Annotated in this window: 15 protein-coding genes; 6 read left to right on the plus strand and 9 right to left on the minus strand. The window is 71.1% G+C overall.

Annotation, left to right across the window (positions count from 1 at the left end; all coding sequences use genetic code 11):
* Window positions 1–51 precede the first annotated feature (51 nt).
* Both ACFQV6_RS32820 and mptB read right to left on the minus strand, forming a co-directional pair.
* Complete coding sequence (locus ACFQV6_RS32820; protein WP_378031529.1) at window positions 52–1,188, minus strand: glycosyltransferase 87 family protein; 1,137 nt, start codon at window positions 1,186–1,188, stop codon at window positions 52–54.
* On the minus strand, window positions 1,115–2,518 hold the full coding sequence (gene mptB / locus ACFQV6_RS32825) for a polyprenol phosphomannose-dependent alpha 1,6 mannosyltransferase MptB (protein ID WP_378031530.1): 1,404 nt from the start codon (window positions 2,516–2,518) through the stop codon (window positions 1,115–1,117). The genes ACFQV6_RS32820 and mptB overlap by 74 nt, the downstream gene beginning before the upstream one ends.
* Window positions 2,519–2,575: 57 nt before the next feature.
* Here mptB and ACFQV6_RS32830 point away from each other — a divergent pair, with 57 nt between their 5' ends.
* Window positions 2,576–4,222, plus strand: a complete 1,647-nt coding sequence (locus tag ACFQV6_RS32830) for a hypothetical protein (RefSeq protein WP_378031531.1) — start codon at window positions 2,576–2,578, stop codon at window positions 4,220–4,222.
* Between the two features lie 12 nt (window positions 4,223–4,234).
* Here ACFQV6_RS32830 and ACFQV6_RS32835 read toward each other — a convergent pair whose 3' ends face one another.
* On the minus strand, window positions 4,235–4,444 hold the full coding sequence (locus tag ACFQV6_RS32835) for a hypothetical protein (protein ID WP_378031532.1): 210 nt from the start codon (window positions 4,442–4,444) through the stop codon (window positions 4,235–4,237).
* An 85-nt stretch (window positions 4,445–4,529) separates the two neighbouring features.
* On the opposite strand from ACFQV6_RS32835, the gene ACFQV6_RS32840 reads away from it, so the two are divergent.
* Window positions 4,530–4,970 carry a MarR family winged helix-turn-helix transcriptional regulator gene (locus tag ACFQV6_RS32840; protein WP_378031533.1) on the plus strand — a complete coding sequence of 147 codons (441 nt, stop codon included), beginning with the start codon at window positions 4,530–4,532 and terminating at the stop codon, window positions 4,968–4,970.
* A 115-nt stretch (window positions 4,971–5,085) separates the two neighbouring features.
* Window positions 5,086–6,213 carry a hypothetical protein gene (locus ACFQV6_RS32845; RefSeq protein WP_378031534.1) on the plus strand — a complete coding sequence of 376 codons (1,128 nt, stop codon included), beginning with the start codon at window positions 5,086–5,088 and terminating at the stop codon, window positions 6,211–6,213.
* A 9-nt stretch (window positions 6,214–6,222) separates the two neighbouring features.
* Here ACFQV6_RS32845 and ACFQV6_RS32850 read toward each other — a convergent pair whose 3' ends face one another.
* The 4 genes from ACFQV6_RS32850 to glnA all read right to left on the minus strand — a co-directional run bounded on the left by ACFQV6_RS32850 (window position 6,223) and on the right by glnA (window position 12,167).
* On the minus strand, window positions 6,223–9,273 hold the full coding sequence (locus ACFQV6_RS32850) for a bifunctional [glutamine synthetase] adenylyltransferase/[glutamine synthetase]-adenylyl-L-tyrosine phosphorylase (protein WP_378031535.1): 3,051 nt from the start codon (window positions 9,271–9,273) through the stop codon (window positions 6,223–6,225).
* Window positions 9,273–10,058, minus strand: coding sequence for a type 1 glutamine amidotransferase (locus tag ACFQV6_RS32855; RefSeq protein WP_378031536.1), 786 nt, complete (start codon window positions 10,056–10,058; stop codon window positions 9,273–9,275). Before ACFQV6_RS32855 ends, ACFQV6_RS32850 begins: the two co-directional genes overlap by 1 nt.
* 197 nt (window positions 10,059–10,255) lie before the next feature.
* Entirely contained in the window at window positions 10,256–10,681 is a 426-nt protein-coding gene (locus ACFQV6_RS32860; protein WP_378031537.1) for a DUF350 domain-containing protein, read from the minus strand.
* Between the two features lie 133 nt (window positions 10,682–10,814).
* On the minus strand, window positions 10,815–12,167 hold the full coding sequence (glnA, locus tag ACFQV6_RS32865) for a type I glutamate--ammonia ligase (RefSeq protein ID WP_378031538.1): 1,353 nt from the start codon (window positions 12,165–12,167) through the stop codon (window positions 10,815–10,817).
* 111 nt (window positions 12,168–12,278) lie between these two features.
* Here glnA and ACFQV6_RS32870 point away from each other — a divergent pair, with 111 nt between their 5' ends.
* Together ACFQV6_RS32870 and panB are read left to right on the plus strand one after the other, a co-directional pair.
* On the plus strand, window positions 12,279–14,072 hold the full coding sequence (locus tag ACFQV6_RS32870) for an NAD+ synthase (protein WP_378031539.1): 1,794 nt from the start codon (window positions 12,279–12,281) through the stop codon (window positions 14,070–14,072).
* Window positions 14,073–14,200: 128 nt separating this feature from the next.
* Window positions 14,201–15,031 (plus strand): 3-methyl-2-oxobutanoate hydroxymethyltransferase, encoded by an 831-nt coding sequence (gene panB / locus ACFQV6_RS32875; protein WP_378031540.1) that lies wholly within the window; start codon window positions 14,201–14,203, stop codon window positions 15,029–15,031.
* A 234-nt stretch (window positions 15,032–15,265) separates the two neighbouring features.
* On the opposite strand, the gene ACFQV6_RS32880 is transcribed toward panB, so the two are convergent.
* Together ACFQV6_RS32880 and ACFQV6_RS32885 are read right to left on the minus strand one after the other, a co-directional pair.
* Window positions 15,266–16,783 (minus strand): RNB domain-containing ribonuclease, encoded by a 1,518-nt coding sequence (locus tag ACFQV6_RS32880; RefSeq protein WP_378031541.1) that lies wholly within the window; start codon window positions 16,781–16,783, stop codon window positions 15,266–15,268.
* A gap of 117 nt (window positions 16,784–16,900) precedes the next feature.
* A complete protein-coding gene (locus tag ACFQV6_RS32885; RefSeq protein WP_378031542.1) occupies window positions 16,901–17,452 on the minus strand; it encodes a hypothetical protein in 552 nt (183 codons plus the stop codon).
* 10 nt (window positions 17,453–17,462) lie between these two features.
* Here ACFQV6_RS32885 and ACFQV6_RS32890 point away from each other — a divergent pair.
* On the plus strand, window positions 17,463–18,063 hold a 601-nt coding region (locus ACFQV6_RS32890), incomplete at its 3' end, for a hypothetical protein (protein WP_378031543.1).

Consider the following 18,063-nt stretch of genomic DNA (forward strand, 5'->3'; position numbering starts at 1 on the left):
CGCTGACACCGGGGCCGGCGCCGTATCAGCCGGCGTCAGCGCAGGTCGGTGCTATGCGCTGACCTTGTCGGGTTCGGGGACCTCGGAGGAGCGGCGGGCGCCGAGGGGCGTCCAGATCAGCAGGGCCAGGCTGAACCAGACGTAGATGTTGCCGCCGAGGAGTTCCAGCGGTGGCCGGGGTCGTTTCTCCCACAGCCAGGTGACGTGTGAGGTCATGACGAGATAGGCCGACGCCCCCAGCCAGACCCGGCCCTCGGAGACACACTTGATCAGCGCCGGAATCAGCCAGACACAATGGTGGATCCAGGTCACCGGGCTGATCAGGCAGCCCAGGACACCGGTGAGGGCCAGCCCGCCGACCACGTCCCCGGGAGCGCGAGCCACCCGCCACGCCCAGAAGCCCAGCGTCGCCACGACACCGGCCAGCCAGACCTTCGACTCGATGGTCTCGATCGGCAGCCGGGCAAGGAACCCTCGCTCGGACTGGTTGGAGAGGTAGTAGAGCAGCCCGACCCGGTTGGTGTCCCACAGCGCCGAGGTCCAGAACTCCCGGGACTGGTCGACGAAGAGGGCGCCGGCGAGCACTGTCGCCCCGGCGGCGGCGCCGATCGCGGTCGTCAGGGCCCGCCACCGCCGGGTGACCAGCAGGTAGAGCAGGAAGACACCGGGAGTCAGCTTGATCGCGACGGCCAGGCCGATGCCGGCGCCCGCCCATTTTCGGCCCTTCGCGACGCCGAACAGCATGTCCGCGGTGACGAGGGCGAGCAGCAGCGTGTTGACCTGACCGAAGGTGATCGTTTCGCGTACCGGCTCGAAGCTCAGGGCCAGGCAGAGCGCGACGGCGAACGCGAACCACGGGGTCCAGCCCTTGCGCCGGATCAGCGGGCCGGCCAGCCACCAGGTCAGCAGCGCGGTGGTGATCACGGTACCGAGGGTGGCCAGCACCACGACGACGGGGAACGGCAGGTAGGCCATCGGCATCATGACCAGGCCCGCGAACGGAGGGTAGGTGAAGCCGTACGGCGTACCCGCCCGCATCCAGTCGTAGACCATGCCACCGTCGCGGAACCAGTACTCGACCGCGCCGTAGTAGACCTTGGAGTCGAAGAACTCGTTACGGATCCCGGCGAGGACGATCAGCCCCACCGTGACCGACGCCAAGCCGAGAACTGTCGCGATTCGCTTCATGCAGCACTTTCCACATCAGATATCCGGCGAGCAGGGTCATGGCGATCGCGCCCTGCGCCTTGCTCGCCAGTGCCAGGTTGTAGCCGTCCGGCAGGCAGAGGGCGGCGGCCACCGCACACGGTGCGACCAGCCAGAGGGTGTCCCGCCGCAGCGTCGCGGCGAGAACGGCGAGCGGCCAGAGCGCGTACCACGGGTGGAAGACCGGGGCGAGCAGCACCGTCGCGGCGAGCGCCAGGCCCGCGTGCACCAGCGGGTCACGGGAGCGGGCGCGCAGCCAGAGCACGATCAGCACCACGGCGAGCAGGACCAGGCCGATGATCCGGGTCACGGCGACAGCGCCCGGCACGCCGATCAGTTCGAGGGTCATCCCGACCGCTGTCGGCGGTGCCGTCCACTGCACCGAGACACCGCTGCCGGCCAGCCCGGTCACCCAGCCGAGGCCGAGGCCGGACCCGAACGACACGACAGCGACAGCGGCCACCGCTGCTCCGGCCAGGCTCGCGGCCGCCCGCCAGAACCGGCCGGGGAACAGCAGCACGGCGAACGGCAGCACCACGATCGCCGTGGCCTTCACCCCGACGGCCAGGCCCAGCAGCACGCCCGCCACCAGCATGCGACGGGTGCTGTCCCCGGTTGCGGCGACGGTCAGTCCGGTAAGGATCAGCGCGACCATCACCGCCTCGTTGTGCGCGCCGGAGATCAGATGGATCAGGACCAGCGGGCAGGCGAGCACCAGCCAGACCGCGCGCGCCGGGTCGGCACCGGCACGGCGCGCCAGCACCGGCAGGCACCAGCCGATCACCACGACACCGAGCACGGCGATCAGCCGGAGTAGCGCGACGGTCCCGGTCAGCGAGCCACCGAGCTTCGCGGCAACCGCGGCGAGCACCAGGAACACCGGGCCGTAGGGCGCCGGGGAGGTGCGCCAGGTGGGCGAGACGGCGTCAGCCCAGGGACAACCCACAAGATCAACACCGCCGGCGTACGGGTTGAGCCCGGCCGCCTGCTGCCAGCCCTGACATGCGTACGAGTAGACGTCGTAGCTGCCCAGCGGAAGGAATGCGAGCAGCGGCAGCGCCCACAGCCCCGCTGTCACATAGGCCCAGCGAACCGACGGCACGATCCGCCGCCCGATCCACCACGCACCGATCAGCAGCAGCGTCCCGGCCAGCCAGGTCAGCGGCAGCAGCAGGCCGTCCTGCCCGGCGAGAATGGTGCGCGGCGTCACCGTGGGTTCCCACGGGGTGTCCGCCCCGCCCTGCCAGGCCGCCACCGCCAGCAGCAGAGTGCCTGCCAGCCCCGCGTATCGGACGAGCGACGGACCGGGCATGGCGACGACCCTACCGTGACACGCTGCTACCCCCGGTCAGCCGGTACTGTCGGCGTGATGTGGGCCCGGCACCGGCTGGAGTGGAGCACCGCGCTGGTGGCGGCGGCTCTCGGTGCCGCCTATCTGCTGTTGCCGCCGATGGGCTCCGACCTCGCCGCTCAACAGGCCCGAGCCGGCTTCTTCGCCGCGCACGGCGCCACCCCGGTCGACCTGCGGTGGTATGCGGGCGTCGAACAGTTCGGCTACAGCCTGGTGTCACAGCCGGTGATGGCACTGCTCGGCGTACGCGTGACCGGCGCCCTGACGCTCGTCGCGGGATCCGTGCTGCTGGCGGTGCTGTTCCGGCGTACCGGGGTGGCCCGGCCGTGGCTCGGCGCGATCTTCGGGACGGTCGCCTTCGCCGGGAACCTGGTGAGTGGGCGCGTCACGTACGGAATCGGGGTCTGCCTGGGTCTTGTGGCCCTGATCCTGATCACGGTCCCCCGGCTGCGCCGCCTCGCGGGGCTCGCCGCCCTCCTCGCCGGCGCGACCAGCCCGGTGGCGGGGCTGTTCACGGGCCTGGCCGGAGTCGCGCTGATGCTCGCCGGCCGGCGCCGCGACGGCCTGCTCCTGGCCCTGCCCGCGGCCCTGCCGCTCGCCATGATGTCGCTGCTCTTCGGTGACGGAGGGTGGATGAACATCAGCCGCACCGACACCGTGCGTGCGGTCGTCACCGGCCTGGTCGTGGCGGCTCTCGTGCCGCTGCGAGCGGTACGGTTCGGCGCGCTCCTGTCGTCGGCCGGAGTCCTGGCCGCGGCCCTGATCCACACGCCGGTCGGGCTGAACGCGACCCGGCTCGCGGTGATGTTCGGCCTGCCGGTGCTGGCCGCCTGCGCCGCCCTGCCCCGCGCCGCGCTGACCCGCGCCGCGCTGACCCGCGCAGCGTCCTCCGGCGCCGTGCCACCCAGCGCCGCCCCATCCCGAGCCGCGCCGCCCCGCCCTCAGCTTCCCAGCGTCGTGCCGGCGCGTGGCCGGATCCTGCTCCCGGTGCTGCTGGCTGCCGGTTTCTGGTGGCAGCCGCCGGTGGTGATCGACGACGTGCGGGACATCGGCAACCCCACCTCCGACCCGGCCTACTTCGCGCCACTGCGGGAACGGCTGGCGGTGGAGAGGCTGACCGGTCGGGTCGAGATCCCGCCGACCCGGTCCTACTGGGAAGCGGCCCACATGGGCGAGATCCCGCTGGCCCGGGGCTGGTTGCGGCAGGCAGACATCGACCGGAACCCGCTCTTCTTCACCACGGTTCCGGGAGCCTCGGGCACCGGCGTGGCGCTGACTGCGGACAGCTACCGGGCGTGGCTGGACGAGCAGGCGGTGCAGTTCGTGGCCGTACCGGACGCCGAGCTGTCCTGGCCGGGGCGAGAGGAGGCTCGGCTGGTGACGGAGGGTCTGCCGTACCTCTCCCTGGTCTGGACCGACGCCTCCTGGCGCCTCTATGCGGTAACCGATCCGCGGCCGATCGTCGCGGCACCGGCCACGCTGGTCCGCCAGGACGGCGCGTCGATCGTGTTCGACGCACCGGCCGCCGGCGAGATCGCTGTGCGCGCGCGCCACCACCGCTCGGTGACCGTGTCCGGCGGCGCCTCGGTGTCCGCCGACGGCGACTGGACCCGGGTGCGGGTGCCGGCTGCCGGGCGATACGCCCTGACCAGCAGCCTGTTCTGACCGCTTCGCCAGTCAGGAGGGCTTGTGGGCGTCGCGCTCGGCGCTTTTGCGTTCGCGCTGTTCGCGGGTGAAGCGCTTGCGGTTCTCCAGGTCACGTTTCCACTGCTCGCGGGCGAAGTGGTCGGCTCCGTGGACGGCACCCTTGGTCTGCGCCGGGCCGATCATCGAGCGGAAGAACCAGTCGTCGAACGTCCGGTGGAACCACTGCGAGAACTTCGACACGATGCTCGCCCTCCGAAGGTTTGTGGGCCAATAGTTGGTACACCAACTATTGGTAGGATAACCGTGAACCTGGGGAGATGCGCAAGTGAGTGATCCGGCCGACTCCGACCCCCTGGCGCTGGAGCAGCAGGTCTGCTTCGCGCTGTCGGTCGCCGCCCGCAGCGTCGTGGCGATCTACCGCCCGCTCCTCGAACCGATGGGCCTCACCCACCCGCAATACCTGGTGATGCTCGCGCTCTGGCAGCACGCGCCGCTCTCCGTGCGGCGGCTCAGCGAGCTGCTCCAGCTCGACCCGGGCACCCTCTCCCCGCTGCTGAAGCGCCTCGAGTCGATCGGCTACCTGCACCGGCAACGGGACCCGGCGGACGAGCGCAGCCTGGCGATCACCCTCACCGAGCGGGGCCGGGAGCTGCGCACCGACGCCGAGCGGATCCCGCCCGCCGTGGTGGAGCGGCTGGGCATGCCGATCGAGGAGCTCCGAGCCGTACATCAAGCCCTCACCCGGGTCATCGCCGCCACCAACTGATTCAGCTTTTGATCTGTCACCCGGGTCGGCCGATCGGCGGAAAACGGCGCTGAAAGGCGACCGTACGAGGGACAGCACCTAGCGATCCGGCAGATTTCCGGCAAGCCTCAGACCCATGTCGGGAGGCGATCGTCGGATGTGGATCTGCGCGAACTGCGGCGAGACCAACGCCGGCCTGCCGGTCAGCTGCACGGTGTGCGGCAATCCGCGTGCGGCGGGCATCGGGCGCGACGTCGAACCGGCCCGGTGGGGCCCGCCACCGGGCCGGTCCGCCCCGTCGATGCCGGCGCCCTGGGTGCCGACCACTGCCGAACCCGACGGCTGGGAGCCCACGCTCGCCGGTTGGGAGCCGCCACCACCCCGGGAGCCGATGCCGATCCAGCACCCCATGCCGATCCAACAGCCCATGCCGATCCAACAGCCTATGCCGATCCAGCAGCCCATGCCGTCCCAGTCCCGATCACCGGCACCGGCACCGGGATTCCGCACCGGGCTACCCCGGGCGCCCCGGAACGCCCCGCCCGCGATGCCCGGCCCGGCACCCGGCTGGTCCCGGCCCGCGCCGTCGCGACCGGAACCGGAACAGGAGGCGGATCCCAGCGTCACCTGGATACCGGAACCCGCCGACCCGCTGGAACCCGAGCAGCCGCGGCGGAGCCGGCTGGTGCCCGCGCTGCCGATCGCGGTCCTGGTGGCGGCGCTGGCGGCCGCCGCACTGCTGGCTGGACCCCGGCTGCTGAACTCCGGCGAGGACCAGCCCGCCGCCCAGCGGGCCGCCCCGCCCACGACCGAGGCGGCGGCGGTTCCCGAGCCGACCGTGACCGAGAGGACCTCCGCCAAGCTGGTGATCGTTGATCCGGCGGTGACCGATCCGCGGGCCGCGAACGTGGCAGCCATGTTCGAGACCTACTTCACCGGGATCAACGCGAAGGACTACGAGACGGTCGGCGAGGTGTTCGACCCGGCCGGCGAGTTCGACCCCGGAGACACCAAGCAGATGGCCCAGTTCTCCGACGGCACAGCGACCGCCCGCGACTCCGACGTGGTCCTGCGCGGCCTGACCCGCCTCGGCGACGGCCGGTTGCGGGCCGACGTGACGTTCCGCAGTGAGCAGGACGCCGGCGACGGGCCCGAGGGGCGGCCGGAGGAGACCTGCACGCTCTGGCAGATCGGCTACATCCTCACCGGTACGCGAGGTGCGTACCGGATCCTGCTCGGTGACGGCCAGTCCGAGCCGTGCTGACCTGCCGGGTCACTGCTCGAGGACGCGCTCCATGGCCGCCCGGGAGCGCCGGGTCAGGCGCAGGTATCGGTCCACGAACTCGCCCGGGTCGCCACCGCCCAGCAGGAGTACCGCGCCCGCCAACTCGGCGCCGTGCCGGGGAAGCTGGTCGGTGGGGCGGCCGCGGACCAGGGTGAGCGCGTTGCGGACCTCGGCCGCGAGGGTCCAGCCCGCCGTCATCGCCTCGGCGTCGGCCTGTTCGACAAGTCCGGCGTTCAGCTCCGCGTCGAGTGCTTCGGAGGTCCTGGTGCGGCGTAGTTCCGGGTGCGCGTAGGCGTACCGAAGCTGGAGGAGCTGGACCGCCCACTCGACGTCCGCCAGCCCACCGCGGCCGAGCTTGGTGTGTGTGTTGGGGTCGGCGCCGCGCGGCAGGCGCTCGGTCTCCACCCGCGCCTTGATCCGCCGGATCTCGACCACCTGTTCGCGGCTGAGGCCCTCGGCCGGGTAGCGGATCTTGTCGGCGAGTCTCTCGAACTCCTCGCCCAGCGAGGCGTCGCCGCAGATGAACCGGGCCCGCAGCAGCGCCTGCGCCTCCCACACCTTCGACCAGCGCGCGTAGTACTGCTGGTACGCCTGGAGGCTCCGGACCAGTGGACCCTGCCTGCCCTCGGGGCGCAGGTCGGCGTCGACACCGAGCGCCGGGTCGGGTGCGGGTGCCTGAAGCAGCCGCCGCAGCTCCTCGGCGATCGCGTGGGCGGCGGCGCTGGAGTTGTTCTCCGGTGCGCCCGGCGGCGGCGCGTAGACGAAGAGCACGTCGGCGTCGGAAGGGTAGGTCATCTCGTACCCGCCGAGACGGCCCATCCCGATGATCGCGAAGCGCAGGCCGTCCGGAGCCGGTTTGGCCCGCCGGGCGATCCGCAGCGCCGCGCTCAGCGTCGCGTCGGTGACGTCGGAGAGGGCCACGCCGATGTCGCCGATGTCGAGCGGGCGGTCCGGGGCCAGGTCGTCACCGTGGCGCAGGATGTCCGCGCAGGCCAGCCGGAACAGCTCACGGCGGCGCAGCGCGCGGACGGCGGCGATCGCCTTGACCGGATCGGCGTGCCGGTCACCGGCCGCCGCGAACCCGTCGAGCAGCGACTCCCGCGGCCGGGGCAGCAGCTCACCGTCCTCGGCGAGCAGGCGCAACGCCTCCGGGTCGCGGGTGAGCAGGTCCGTCGCATAGCGGGAGAGGCTCAGCACCCGGGCCAGCCGGCGGGCCACCGGGCCGCCGTCGCGCAGCAGTCGCAGATACCACGGGGTGCTGCCGAGCTTGTCCGACACGTGTCGGTAGTTGAGCAGGCCACGGTCCGGTTCCGGCGCGTCGGCGAAGTCCTGCAGCAGCATCGGCAGCAGCGTGCGCTGGATGGCGGCGGTCCGGGTCACCCCGCCGGTCAGCGCCTCCAGGTGGCGCAGGGCACCCGCCGGATCCTCGAAACCGAGGATTTCCAGCCGCTTGCGGGCCGACTCGGCGGTCATCCGCAGCTCCTCGGCCGGCACCCGGGCGACCGCTTCGAGCAGTGGCTGGTAGAGCAGCTTCACGTGCAGGCGGCGGACGTTCGCGGCGTGGCCGACCCAGTCCGACCGGAACGCCTCGACCGCGTTCCGGCCGGGCACGGCGGTGTAGCCGAGCGCTGCCGCGAGCCAGCGGACACCGTCCGGATCGTCGGGCACCGTGTGCGTACGCTTGAGCTGTTGCAGTTGAAGCCGGTGCTCGACGGCGCGCAGGAATCGATATCCGCGCAACAGCGTCTCGCCGTCCTGGCGTCCCACGTAACCGCCGGCGACCAGGGCGCGCAGCGCCGGAAGCGTGCCCGGCACGCGCAGCGTCTCATCCACCCGGCCGTGCACGAGCTGGAGCAGCTGCACCGCGAACTCGATGTCGCGCAGGCCGCCCGGACCCCGCTTGATCTCCCGGTCCAGCTCCTTCGGCGGCACGTTGGCAATGATCTTGCGGCGCATGTCGCGGACGTCGGCCACCGCCTCCGGCCGTTCCGCGGCGTGCCAGACCAGCGGCGCGAGGTCGGCGATCCACTCCTGCGCCAGGGCCAGGTCACCGGCCGCCGGACGGGCCTTGAGCAGCGCCTGGAACTCCCAGGTCCGGGCCCAGCGCCGGTAGTAGGCCTGATGGCTGGCCAGGGTGCGCACCAGCGGGCCACGGCTGCCCTCCGGTCGCAGCGCGGCATCCACCGGCCAGGCCACCTGGCCGCAGATCTCGATCAGCCGGGCCGCGATCGTGGTGGCCGCGCTCAGATCCTCGTCGCCGGCCGCCACGAAGATCACATCCACGTCGGAGACGTAGTTCAGCTCGTTGCCGCCGCACTTGCCCATCGCGACGACCGCCAGGCGCGGCTCCGGCGTCGAGGCCGGCAGGCCGGCGACCGCGATCGTGTAGGCCGCGGCCAGGGTCTCGTCCGCCAGGCGCGAGAGCGCGGCCATGGTGGGCTCCAGGCCGCGACCGGCGGTCAGATCAGCTGCGGCGATGCGCAAGAGCGAGATCCGGTACGCCTGGCGCAGTTCCGGAACGCTCGGCGGACTCGCATCCTGTGCGCCCTCCCCCTCCGCGCCCTCCCCCCGGGCATCGCCCAGCGCGAGGCGCCCCTCGGCGTCGGGCGGCATCCCGCTGCGGCTGGTGGCGAGCGTGCGCCACTCGTCCGGGTTGGCCGCCAGGTGATCGCCGAGCGTGGCGGAGGCGCCCAGCACCGCGACCAGCCGGCGCCGCAGGCCGGGATCGAGGTGCAGGGTGCTGAGGATCTCGTCGGTCGCCGCGTTGGGGACCAGGGACCCGCTGGGACCCGCCGGCCGGGCACCGTTGGCCCGCTCGGCGGCCCGGCCCACCGACTCGACAAGGCGGTGCAGCTGGCGCAGGGCGAGGTTCGGGTCGGCGGCCTTGGAGAGTGACTCGAGCAGATCGGCGGCGGCACCGTCCACCGGGCCCTTCGACTCGGTGTCCCACAGTCGCAGGCCCTCCGGCCCGAGCAGGTCGGTGGCGCGGGCCCCGTTGTCGGCGAAACCGTACCGGGCGAGCCGGGAGGGCCTGGTCATCACTGCCCCAGCAGGGGCAGGGTCCGGCCGGTGCCGGCATCCGGGATGTCGGCGTCGGGCAGCGTGCCGAGGGCCAGCGAGGCGAAACGCACGGCGAACGGCTGCCAGACCTCCTCCACGTCGGCCAGGACTCCAGCGACCGCCGCCGCCACCAGCTCGGGGTCGTAACCCAGCTCGTCGAGCTCGGGCCCACCGATCCGGGTCCAGTCGGCGAACATCTCGGCGTCGCACTCGATGTGGAACTGCACGCCCCAGGCCCGGTCACCGATCCGGAACGCCTGATGCGGGAAACGGCTGGAGGCGGCGAGCAGCACCGCGTTGAGCGGCAGCTCGGTGATCTCGTCCCGGTGCCACTGGATCACGTCCGGCAGCAGCGGCACCCATCTGAACAGCGGGTCCTTGTCGGCGGCGTCACGCTTGCCGATCAGGCCGGGCCCGATCTCCGGACCGGCGGCGCTGCGCTCCACCAGGCCGCCGTGCGCCGAGGCGAGCAGCTGGCCGCCCAGGCAGATGCCGAGGGTCGGCACCCGGTAGCGAACCGCCTTGCGGAACAGCCCCTCCAGGGCGGGGAACCAGGGCGCACCGGGATCGCCGGCGGCGTCCGGATAGGCGCTCTGGTCGCCGCCGAGGACGATCAGTGCGAGGTATCCGTCGAGGGTTTCCGGCAGGACGTCTCCCGCATATGGCCGGAGCACAGTCACCTCCAGCCCGGCCTCGGTCAGCCAGTCCCCGAGGCGGCGGAGGTCGTCGGTCGGATCGTTCTCGATCACAAGTGCGGTGCCCACACGTCGAGGCTATCGGGTGCGGTTTGCCGGAGACATGCTCGCCGCCGTCAACACCGTGTGCGCTGGTGCGGGAAGCGCCGTCAACACCGTGTGCGTTGGTGCGGGAAACCGCCGTCAACACCGTGTGCGCTGGTGCGGGAAAGCGCGACGGGCGCACCCCGAGGAGGAGTGCGCCCGTCGTGAAAGCGGTGGTGAGGTCAGGAAATGCAGGCGCAGACGATCAGGGCCGCACCGAAGTGGGACGCCGCGCTGACCATCGCGCCGCCGTGCCGTTCCGGGGTGCAGATGACCTCGCCCAGCTTGCCGGGCGTCATCCAGTCCAGGACGAGGAACGCCAGCCCCATGATGCCGATGCCGATCAGCCCGAACAGCACCGTGGAAGCGAGCCCCTGGGCGAACGAGTCGTAGCTCGTGAAAATGGCGGTGAAGACGATCGCCGCGATGCCGAGTTGGTTGGCGGCCAGGAGCAGCGACGCGTTCGGGTTGCGCTCCAGCCAGATCAGGTCACGCAGCTTGCCCGGAGTGAGCAGGTCGATCAGCACATAACCGACGGCCATCAAACCGATGCCGACCAGACCGAACACGATGCTGCGTCCGGCGCCCTCCAGCAGATCTTGCAGCACGGCCTCTCCTCTGTCGCGTGATATCAGGTCAAGACCGTAGCCGAGTCGATCTACCCCGTCGATCGGACAGGGCTCTGTCACCCCGTCGCGCTGCGGCAAAGGACCGGCAGCACGACACGGGAAGCGTGCTCGATCAGAGGGCACCCAGGTAACGCTGGCGCTCGTAGGGAGTGACCTCTCGCCGGAACTGCTCCCACTCGGCCCGCTTGTTGCGCAGGAAGAAGTCGAAGACGTGCTCCCCGAGCACCTCCGCGATCAGCTCCGATCCCGCCATGACCTCGATGGCCTCCGACAGGTTCTCGGGCAGTGCGTCATACCCCGCTGCCTTGCGCTCGGCCGGCGACAGCGACCAGACGTCGTCCTCGGCGCCCGGGGGCAGCTCGTAGCCCTCTTCGATGCCCTTGAGGCCGGCGCCGAGCATGACGGCGAAGGCCAGGTACGGGTTGGCCGCGGAGTCGATCGAGCGGACCTCGACGCGGGCCGAGTTGGGCTTGCCGAACGCGGGCACCCGGACGAGCGCCGAGCGGTTCAGGTGTCCCCAGCTCACGAACGCCGGCGACTCGGTGATCCGGTCCGGCAGCTGGAGCGGGAAGAGCCGCTTGTACGAGTTGACCCACTGGTTGGTGACCGCCGTGTACTCCCGGGCGTGGACCAGCAGACCGGCGATGAACGCGCGTGCCGTCTTGGACAGCTTCTGCGGGTCCTCGCTGTCGTAGAAGGCGTTGCGCTCGCCCTCGAACAGCGACAGGTGGGTATGCATGCCGGAACCGGGCTGATCGGTATACGGCTTGGGCATGAAGGTCGCCTTGACGCCCTGGGAGAGCGCCACCTCCTTGACCACGTGCCGGAACGTCATGATGTTGTCGGCGGTGGTGAGGGCGTCCGCATAGCGCAGGTCGATCTCCTGCTGGCCGGGCGCGACCTCGTGGTGGCTGAACTCGACCGAGATGCCGATCCGCTCGAGGGCCAGCACGGCCTGGCGGCGGAAGTCTCGCGCCACCGCGTGGGTGGTGTGGTCGAAGTAGCCGCCGGTGTCGACGGGGATCGGCACGGAGCCGTCCGCGGGCCCGTCCTGGACGAGGAAGAACTCGACCTCGGGGTGGGTGTAGAAGGTGAAGCCCTTCTCGGCGGCCTTGGCCAGGGCCCGGCGCAGCACGTGGCGCGGGTCGGCCCAGGCGGCGTTGCCGTCGGGCAGCAGGATGTCGCAGAACATCCGGGCGCTCTCGCCGCTGACGCCGCCCTCGAACGGGAAGACCTGGAAGGTGGTGGGGTCCGGCATGGCGACCATGTCCGACTCGTAGACCCGGGCGAAGCCCTCGATCGCCGAGCCGTCGATGCCGATGCCCTCTTCGAAGGCGGACTCCAGCTCGGCCGGGGCGACCGACACGCTCTTGAGCGTGCCCAGCACGTCGGTGAACCAGAGCCGGACAAAACGGATGTCGCGCTCCTCGAGCGTACGAAGCACGAACTCCTGCTGTCGGTCCACTGCCACCCCTCGCCCTTCAGCCAAGTCTTGCGCCGAGACTACGCTGACCAAGACCTGTGACGTCGCCCTGGGTCGAGATCCAAACGCCTCGCGCGGGGGAACAATGGGGGCATGCCCACGCTGCGCATCGCCCTCGCCCAGGTGAATTCGACAGTCGGTGACATTCCCGGCAACGCGGCCGCGATCCGCCGCTGGTCCCGGCAGGCCGCCGACGCCGGCGCGCACCTCGTCGCGTTCCCGGAGATGATGCTGACCGGCTATCCGATCGAGGACCTGGTCTTCCGGAACTCGTTCGTCGAGGCGTCCCGGCAGTCGCTGCGCACGCTCGCCGCCGACCTGGCCGCCGACGGGCTCGGCGACCTGGCCGTGGTGGTCGGATATGTGGACGCCGACGGCCCGCCCGCGACCAGCTCCGAGGCGGAGCCCGGCAGCGGGCGGCGGGACGCGTCGGCGCTGCTGCACGGCGGTGAGGTGGTGGCCACCTACTTCAAGCACCACCTGCCGAACTACGGCGTCTTCGACGAGGATCGCTACTTCGAACCGGGCGACTCGCTGACCGTGGTGCGCCTCGGCGGTGTCGACGTGGCGCTGACCGTCTGCGAGGACATCTGGCAGGCCGGCGGGCCGTTCACCGCGGCGCGGCGGGCCGGTGCGGGCCTGGTGGTCAACATCAACGCCTCGCCGTACGAGCTGAACAAGGACGACGTACGCCTACCGCTGGTCCAGCGCCGGGCAGCCGAGGCCGGGGCGACAGTGGCCTACGTCAACGCGATCGGCGGCCAGGACGAGCTGGTCTTCGACGGCGACTCGATGATCGTGACGGCCGGCGGGGAGCTGCTGACCCGAGCTGGTCAGTTCACCGAGCAGGTACTCGTACACGATCTGGATCTGCCTGTGGCGAACGCCGAACCGAACCCGGAGGGGTCGACCGACGCGGCCGCACCGGCGGTCGAAGAAGCGATAAGCGACAACATGTCCATCAACAGGTTCGCTGTCCAGACCGAACTCCCAAAAAATCACGATCGGAGAGACGGCGGCATCGCGGATCGGATCGCCGACGAGGCCGAGGTCTGGTCCGCCCTGACCATGGGCCTGCGCGACTACGTCAACAAGAACCGCTTCCCCTCGGTCGTCCTCGGCCTCTCCGGCGGCATCGACTCCGCGGTCGTCGCCGCCATCGCCGTCGACGCCCTCGGCCCGGACCGCGTCGTCGGCGTCTCCATGCCCAGCGGCTACTCCTCCGGCCACTCCAAGGACGACGCGGCCGACCTGGCCAAACGCACCGGCCTGGACTACCGCTCGGAGCCGATCCAGCCGATGGTCGACGCGTTCCTGGCCAACATGTCGCTCTCCGGAACCGCCGTGGAGAACCTGCAGGCCCGGGTCCGCGGCGTCATCCTGATGGCGCTCTCCAACCAGGAGGGCCACCTGGTTCTGACCACCGGCAACAAGAGCGAGATCGCGGTCGGCTACTCGACGCTCTACGGCGACTCGGTGGGCGGCTTCAACCCGCTCAAGGACGTGCCGAAGTCGATGGTCTGGCAGCTGGCCCGCTGGCGGAACACCCAGCCCGGCACCCCGCCCATCCCGGAGAACTCGATCACCAAGGCGCCGAGCGCCGAGCTGCGCCCGGACCAGAAGGACTCCGACTCGCTGCCCGACTACTCGGTGCTGGACCCGATCATCAAGGGTTACGTCGACCACGACCGCGGCCGGGACGAGCTGGTCGCGGCCGGCAACGACGCGGCGCTGGTCGACCGGGTGCTCCGCATGATCGACATCGCCGAGTACAAGCGCCGCCAATCAGCGCCGGGCACCAAGATCTCCGGCAAGGCGTTCGGCCGTGACCGGCGCCTTCCTATTACGAACCTGTTTCAAGAAGGAAAGGATTCTAGTCCGTTTTAGGGCGGCGGGTGGGGTGGTCGGATGGGTGTGAAAACCTCCACTACACCCTGACCGCCGCCGGGTTCCCGGTGCGAAGATTTGCGCACCCGGGGACCGCATCCGCGCGGCCTCGAGGGAGGAGAGTTGCGATGTCCGAGATCCCGACCCTGTACGGCGGACCACCGACCCGCCGAGTCCGCACCCGCGACCTGCTCAACGCCAAGACCCGCGGCTACCGCTGGCCGATGCTCACGTCCTACGACATGTACACCGCACAGATCTTCGACCAGTCCGGCGTACCGGTCCTGCTGGTCGGTGACTCGGCGGCGAACAACGTCTACGGCTACGAGACCACCGTCCAGGTCACCGTCGACGAGATGCTTCCGCTGGTCAAGGCCGTCGTCCGGGCCACGAAGACCGCGCTGATCGTCGGCGACCTGCCGTTCGGCTCCTACGAGGAGGGCCCCACCCAGGCTCTCCGCACCGCCGTCCGGTTCATGAAGGAGGGCGGCTGCCACGCCGTCAAACTCGAGGGCGGCCTCCGGATGGCGCCGCAGATCGAGGCGATCACCGGCGCCGGCATCCCGGTCATGGCACACATCGGCTTCACACCGCAGCGCGAGCACACCATCGGCGGCTACCGCGTCCAGGGCCGCGACAACGAGGGCGCCGAGGTCATCGCCGACGCGCACGCGGTCGCCGAGGCGGGCGCGTTCGCCGTGGTCCTGGAGATGGTGCCCGGCGAGGTCTCCAAACAGATCACCAAGGAACTGCCGATCCCCACCGTCGGCATCGGCGCCGGCCCGGACACCGACGCACAGGTGCTGGTCTGGCAGGACATGGCCGGCCTGCGCACCGGCAAGGCGCCGCGCTTCGTGAAGCGTTACGCCGATCTCGCGGGCGCACTCACCGAGGCGACACGACAGTTCGCCGACGAGGTTCGCAACGGTGAGTTCCCAGCAGCGGAGCACACCTTCTAAAACCTTTTTCTTGTACGGTCGTGCCCGGTCACGCCATCACGAGGCCGGGCCGACTGCCGTCCCCGGCCTCATCGCGCCCGTTCCGGGCGGACCTGCCACGTCGATCTCACCCCAAACCCCAACCCCCGCCACCCGCCTCTGCCGCGCGGCGAAGTCCTCAAGATCTCCGGGGCCGGCCGGGGAGGGCGGATAGGCGCACACATTGACATTGTGTGGCGCGGGGATACTCGGAGGTCAGGGATACTCGAAGCGGACTGTGCGGGTGACCGGGTCGGCGGTGGAGAGGCGGACCTCGATGCGGTGACCGAGCGGCAGGTCGCCGAGACACTTCGCGCGGACGGCGGGATCGTCGAGCGCGACGGTGCCGCCAGGCGGGCGCTTCCCGTTCCCGTCCTCCCGGTCCAGCACCGCCACCTCGAAAATCTCACCGACACGGTGCTCCAGCAGCACAGCCTCCGCCAGATCGATCGCGCCCCGGTCGGCCGCGGACGCCAGCCGGTCAGTCGTGGACATCGCCTTCGGCAGGCGCGGCAGTGCTTCGGACGCCCAGTCGGGGACTGTGCTCCCGGCGTACAGGGATAGGCAGATCTCCGTCGCGAAGCGATCAGCGAGCCGCCGCAACGGCGCCGTGACGTGCGCATACGGCGCGCCCACCCCGCCATGTCCGGTCTCAGCCGGCAGCCCGGCCGCCGCATCCCCCACCGCCTGCGCCCCGTGAGTCGTCGCCGCGTTTCCCGTCGGCTGCGTCCCGCCCGCCGCCGCGTCGCTGGTGTCCGCGGGTGCGACGCCGAAGGCCGTGTAGGCCGCACCGCGCAGCAGGTCCGCGGCCTGGTCGAGGAAGGCCGCACCTCGCGGGCTCGCCGGGTCGACGGAAGCCACCACCGCGCCGACCGTCGCGCCCTCCGGCCACTGCACGCCGAGCGGCTCCGCCGCGGCCCGCAGTTTCGCCACCGCCTCGGGTTTCGGCGCCGGCATCGTCCGCAGCAGGCCGATACCGCCGTCGAGCATGATCCGGGCCGCTGCCATGCCGGTGAGCAGGGAGATGTGCGCGTTGTGCTCCTCCAACGGTAGCGGCGCCCGCAGCACCAGCCGCCAGCCGTCACCGTCCCGCTCGAGCTCCTGCGAGGGCAGCGGCAGGTTCACCGCGCCCCGGTCGGCCGCCCGGCCGGCCAGCAACGTACCGATCTCCGGCAGCAAGGCCAGCGGCTCAGGTGCGGTCCCGGCGTCGACGTCGCGCTGCACACCGGCGTAGTCCAGCTTCGCCCGGCTGCGCACCCGCGCCCGGCCCACCTCGACCGCGACAGTCTCACCGCCTGCGTCCAGGTCGATGGTCCACACCACCGCCGCCCGGTCACCGCCCGGCAGCAGGCTCACCGCGTCCTCGCTCAGCACCGGCGGATGCAGCGGAATCCGCCCGTCCGGCAGGTAGATGGTCTGCCCGCGCACCCAGCTCTCGGCCGCCAGCGGCCCGCCCGGGCGAACATAGGCGGCGACGTCGGCGATCGCGTACCGCACGCGGTAGCCACCGCCCGCCCGCCGGCTCAGATGCATGGCTTGATCGAGATCCCGCGACGTGGCCGGGTCCACGGTCACGAACGGCACCTCGGTGAGATCCATCGCCGGCAGCGGCGTCGACCGCGCGGCCTCCTCCGCCTCGGCGAGCACCGCCTCGGAGAACTCACCCGGCAGCTTCAGCTCCCGCCGCAACACCGAAAAATCGATCTGCCCCGCCAACACCACTTTGATCGGCACGGCTCATTCCTACCAGCGCGAAGCGGGCCCCGCCCCTCGGCGTGGCCCGCTCCCTCTTCCCGTGTCGCTCCCGCTAGCTCTTCGCCGTGTTGCTACCGCTTGCTCTTCGTCGTGTTGCTACCGCTTGCTCTTCGTCGTGTTGCGCGTGGTCCGGGCTGCGCCTGCCCCGCGACCACCGTTCGAAGTCGCCGCCGACCCTCGCCCGCTACCGGCAGCCGCTGAGCGCCCACCGCCGGCATTCGCCCCCGACGTACGCGTCACCCGCGTCGCCTTGGCCGAGTTCCCGTCGGCACGCCCAGCCTTGGCAGCAGCCGACTTGTTGACCGCCCGCTTCGCCGGCACCTGCTTGGTCACCGTCTTTGCCGGAGCTCGCTTGGCTGCTGTCTTCGCCGGCGCTTGCTTGGCTACGGTCTTGGCCGGCGCTTGCTTCTTGGCCGGTGCCTTCTTGGCTACGGTCTTGGCCGGCGCCTTCTTAGCTACGGTCTTGGCCGGCGCCTTCTTAGCTACAGTCTTGGCCGGTGCTTTCTTAGCCGGCGTCTGCTTGGCTGCCGTCTTCTTGGCCGCCGTTTGCTTGGCTGCCGTCTTCTTGGCCGCGTTCATGGCTCGCTTGGCGGTGACCGAAGCCGTACCGACCTCCGCCGCCATTTCGGTGACAGCCGCCTCGGCCACCCGAGCCGCCTTGCTGACAGCCGACCTGGCCGCTTCGACAGCAACCCTGGCCTTGGCGGTCTTGGCAACCGCCCGCTTCTCAGCCACCGCGACCGAACCCGCCCGCCCCACACCCCGCGACGACGCGGCCTTCCTGACCCCGGTCGTCTTTGCGGCCGTGGCCTTGGTCCCGGTCGCCTTGGCAGCTGTCGCCCGGGTTGAAGTCGCCCGGGTCGCCGTGGCCTTGGTCGCCTTGGTCGCCGTGGCCTTGGTCGCCGTCGCCTTGGTCGCCCTCGTCGCGGTTGCCTTGGTAGGCGTCGCCTTCGCCCCCGCCCTGGTCCCGGCCGTCGTCGCCTTGGTCGCGGCCTTCTTGCCGGCAGTGGCCTTGCTGGCGGTCGCTTTTGCAGCGGTCGCCTTCGTAGCAGTCCTGGTACCTGCCCTCGTAGCGGCCGTCTTCGTGGCAGCCGTCTTCGCGGTGGTCGCCTTGGTCCCGGTTGCCTTGGTCGCGGTCGCCTTGCTCGCGGTCGCCCTGGTCCCCGTCGCCTTGCTCGCGGTCGCCTTGGTCCCGGTTGCCTTGGTCGCGGTCGCCTTGCTCGCGGTCGCCCTGGTCCCCGTCGCCTTGCTCGCGGTCG

Source organism: Actinoplanes sp. GCM10030250, assembly GCF_042666575.1.
GTDB lineage: Bacteria > Actinomycetota > Actinomycetes > Mycobacteriales > Micromonosporaceae > Actinoplanes.

What these genes read in the sequence shown, in the direction of transcription:
- ACFQV6_RS32830 (WP_378031531.1), top strand. Translation starts at nt 2,576, where the DNA reads ATGTGGGCCCGGCACCGGCTGGAGTGGAGCACCGCGCTGGTGGCGGCG.
- panB (WP_378031540.1), top strand. Translation starts at nt 14,201, where the DNA reads ATGTCCGAGATCCCGACCCTGTACGGCGGACCACCGACCCGCCGAGTC.
- ACFQV6_RS32845 (WP_378031534.1), top strand. Translation starts at nt 5,086, where the DNA reads ATGTCGGGAGGCGATCGTCGGATGTGGATCTGCGCGAACTGCGGCGAG.
- ACFQV6_RS32820 (WP_378031529.1), bottom strand. Translation starts at nt 1,188, where the DNA reads ATGAAGCGAATCGCGACAGTTCTCGGCTTGGCGTCGGTCACGGTGGGG.
- ACFQV6_RS32870 (WP_378031539.1), top strand. Translation starts at nt 12,279, where the DNA reads ATGCCCACGCTGCGCATCGCCCTCGCCCAGGTGAATTCGACAGTCGGT.
- ACFQV6_RS32850 (WP_378031535.1), bottom strand. Translation starts at nt 9,273, where the DNA reads ATGACCAGGCCCTCCCGGCTCGCCCGGTACGGTTTCGCCGACAACGGG.
- mptB (WP_378031530.1), bottom strand. Translation starts at nt 2,518, where the DNA reads ATGCCCGGTCCGTCGCTCGTCCGATACGCGGGGCTGGCAGGCACTCTG.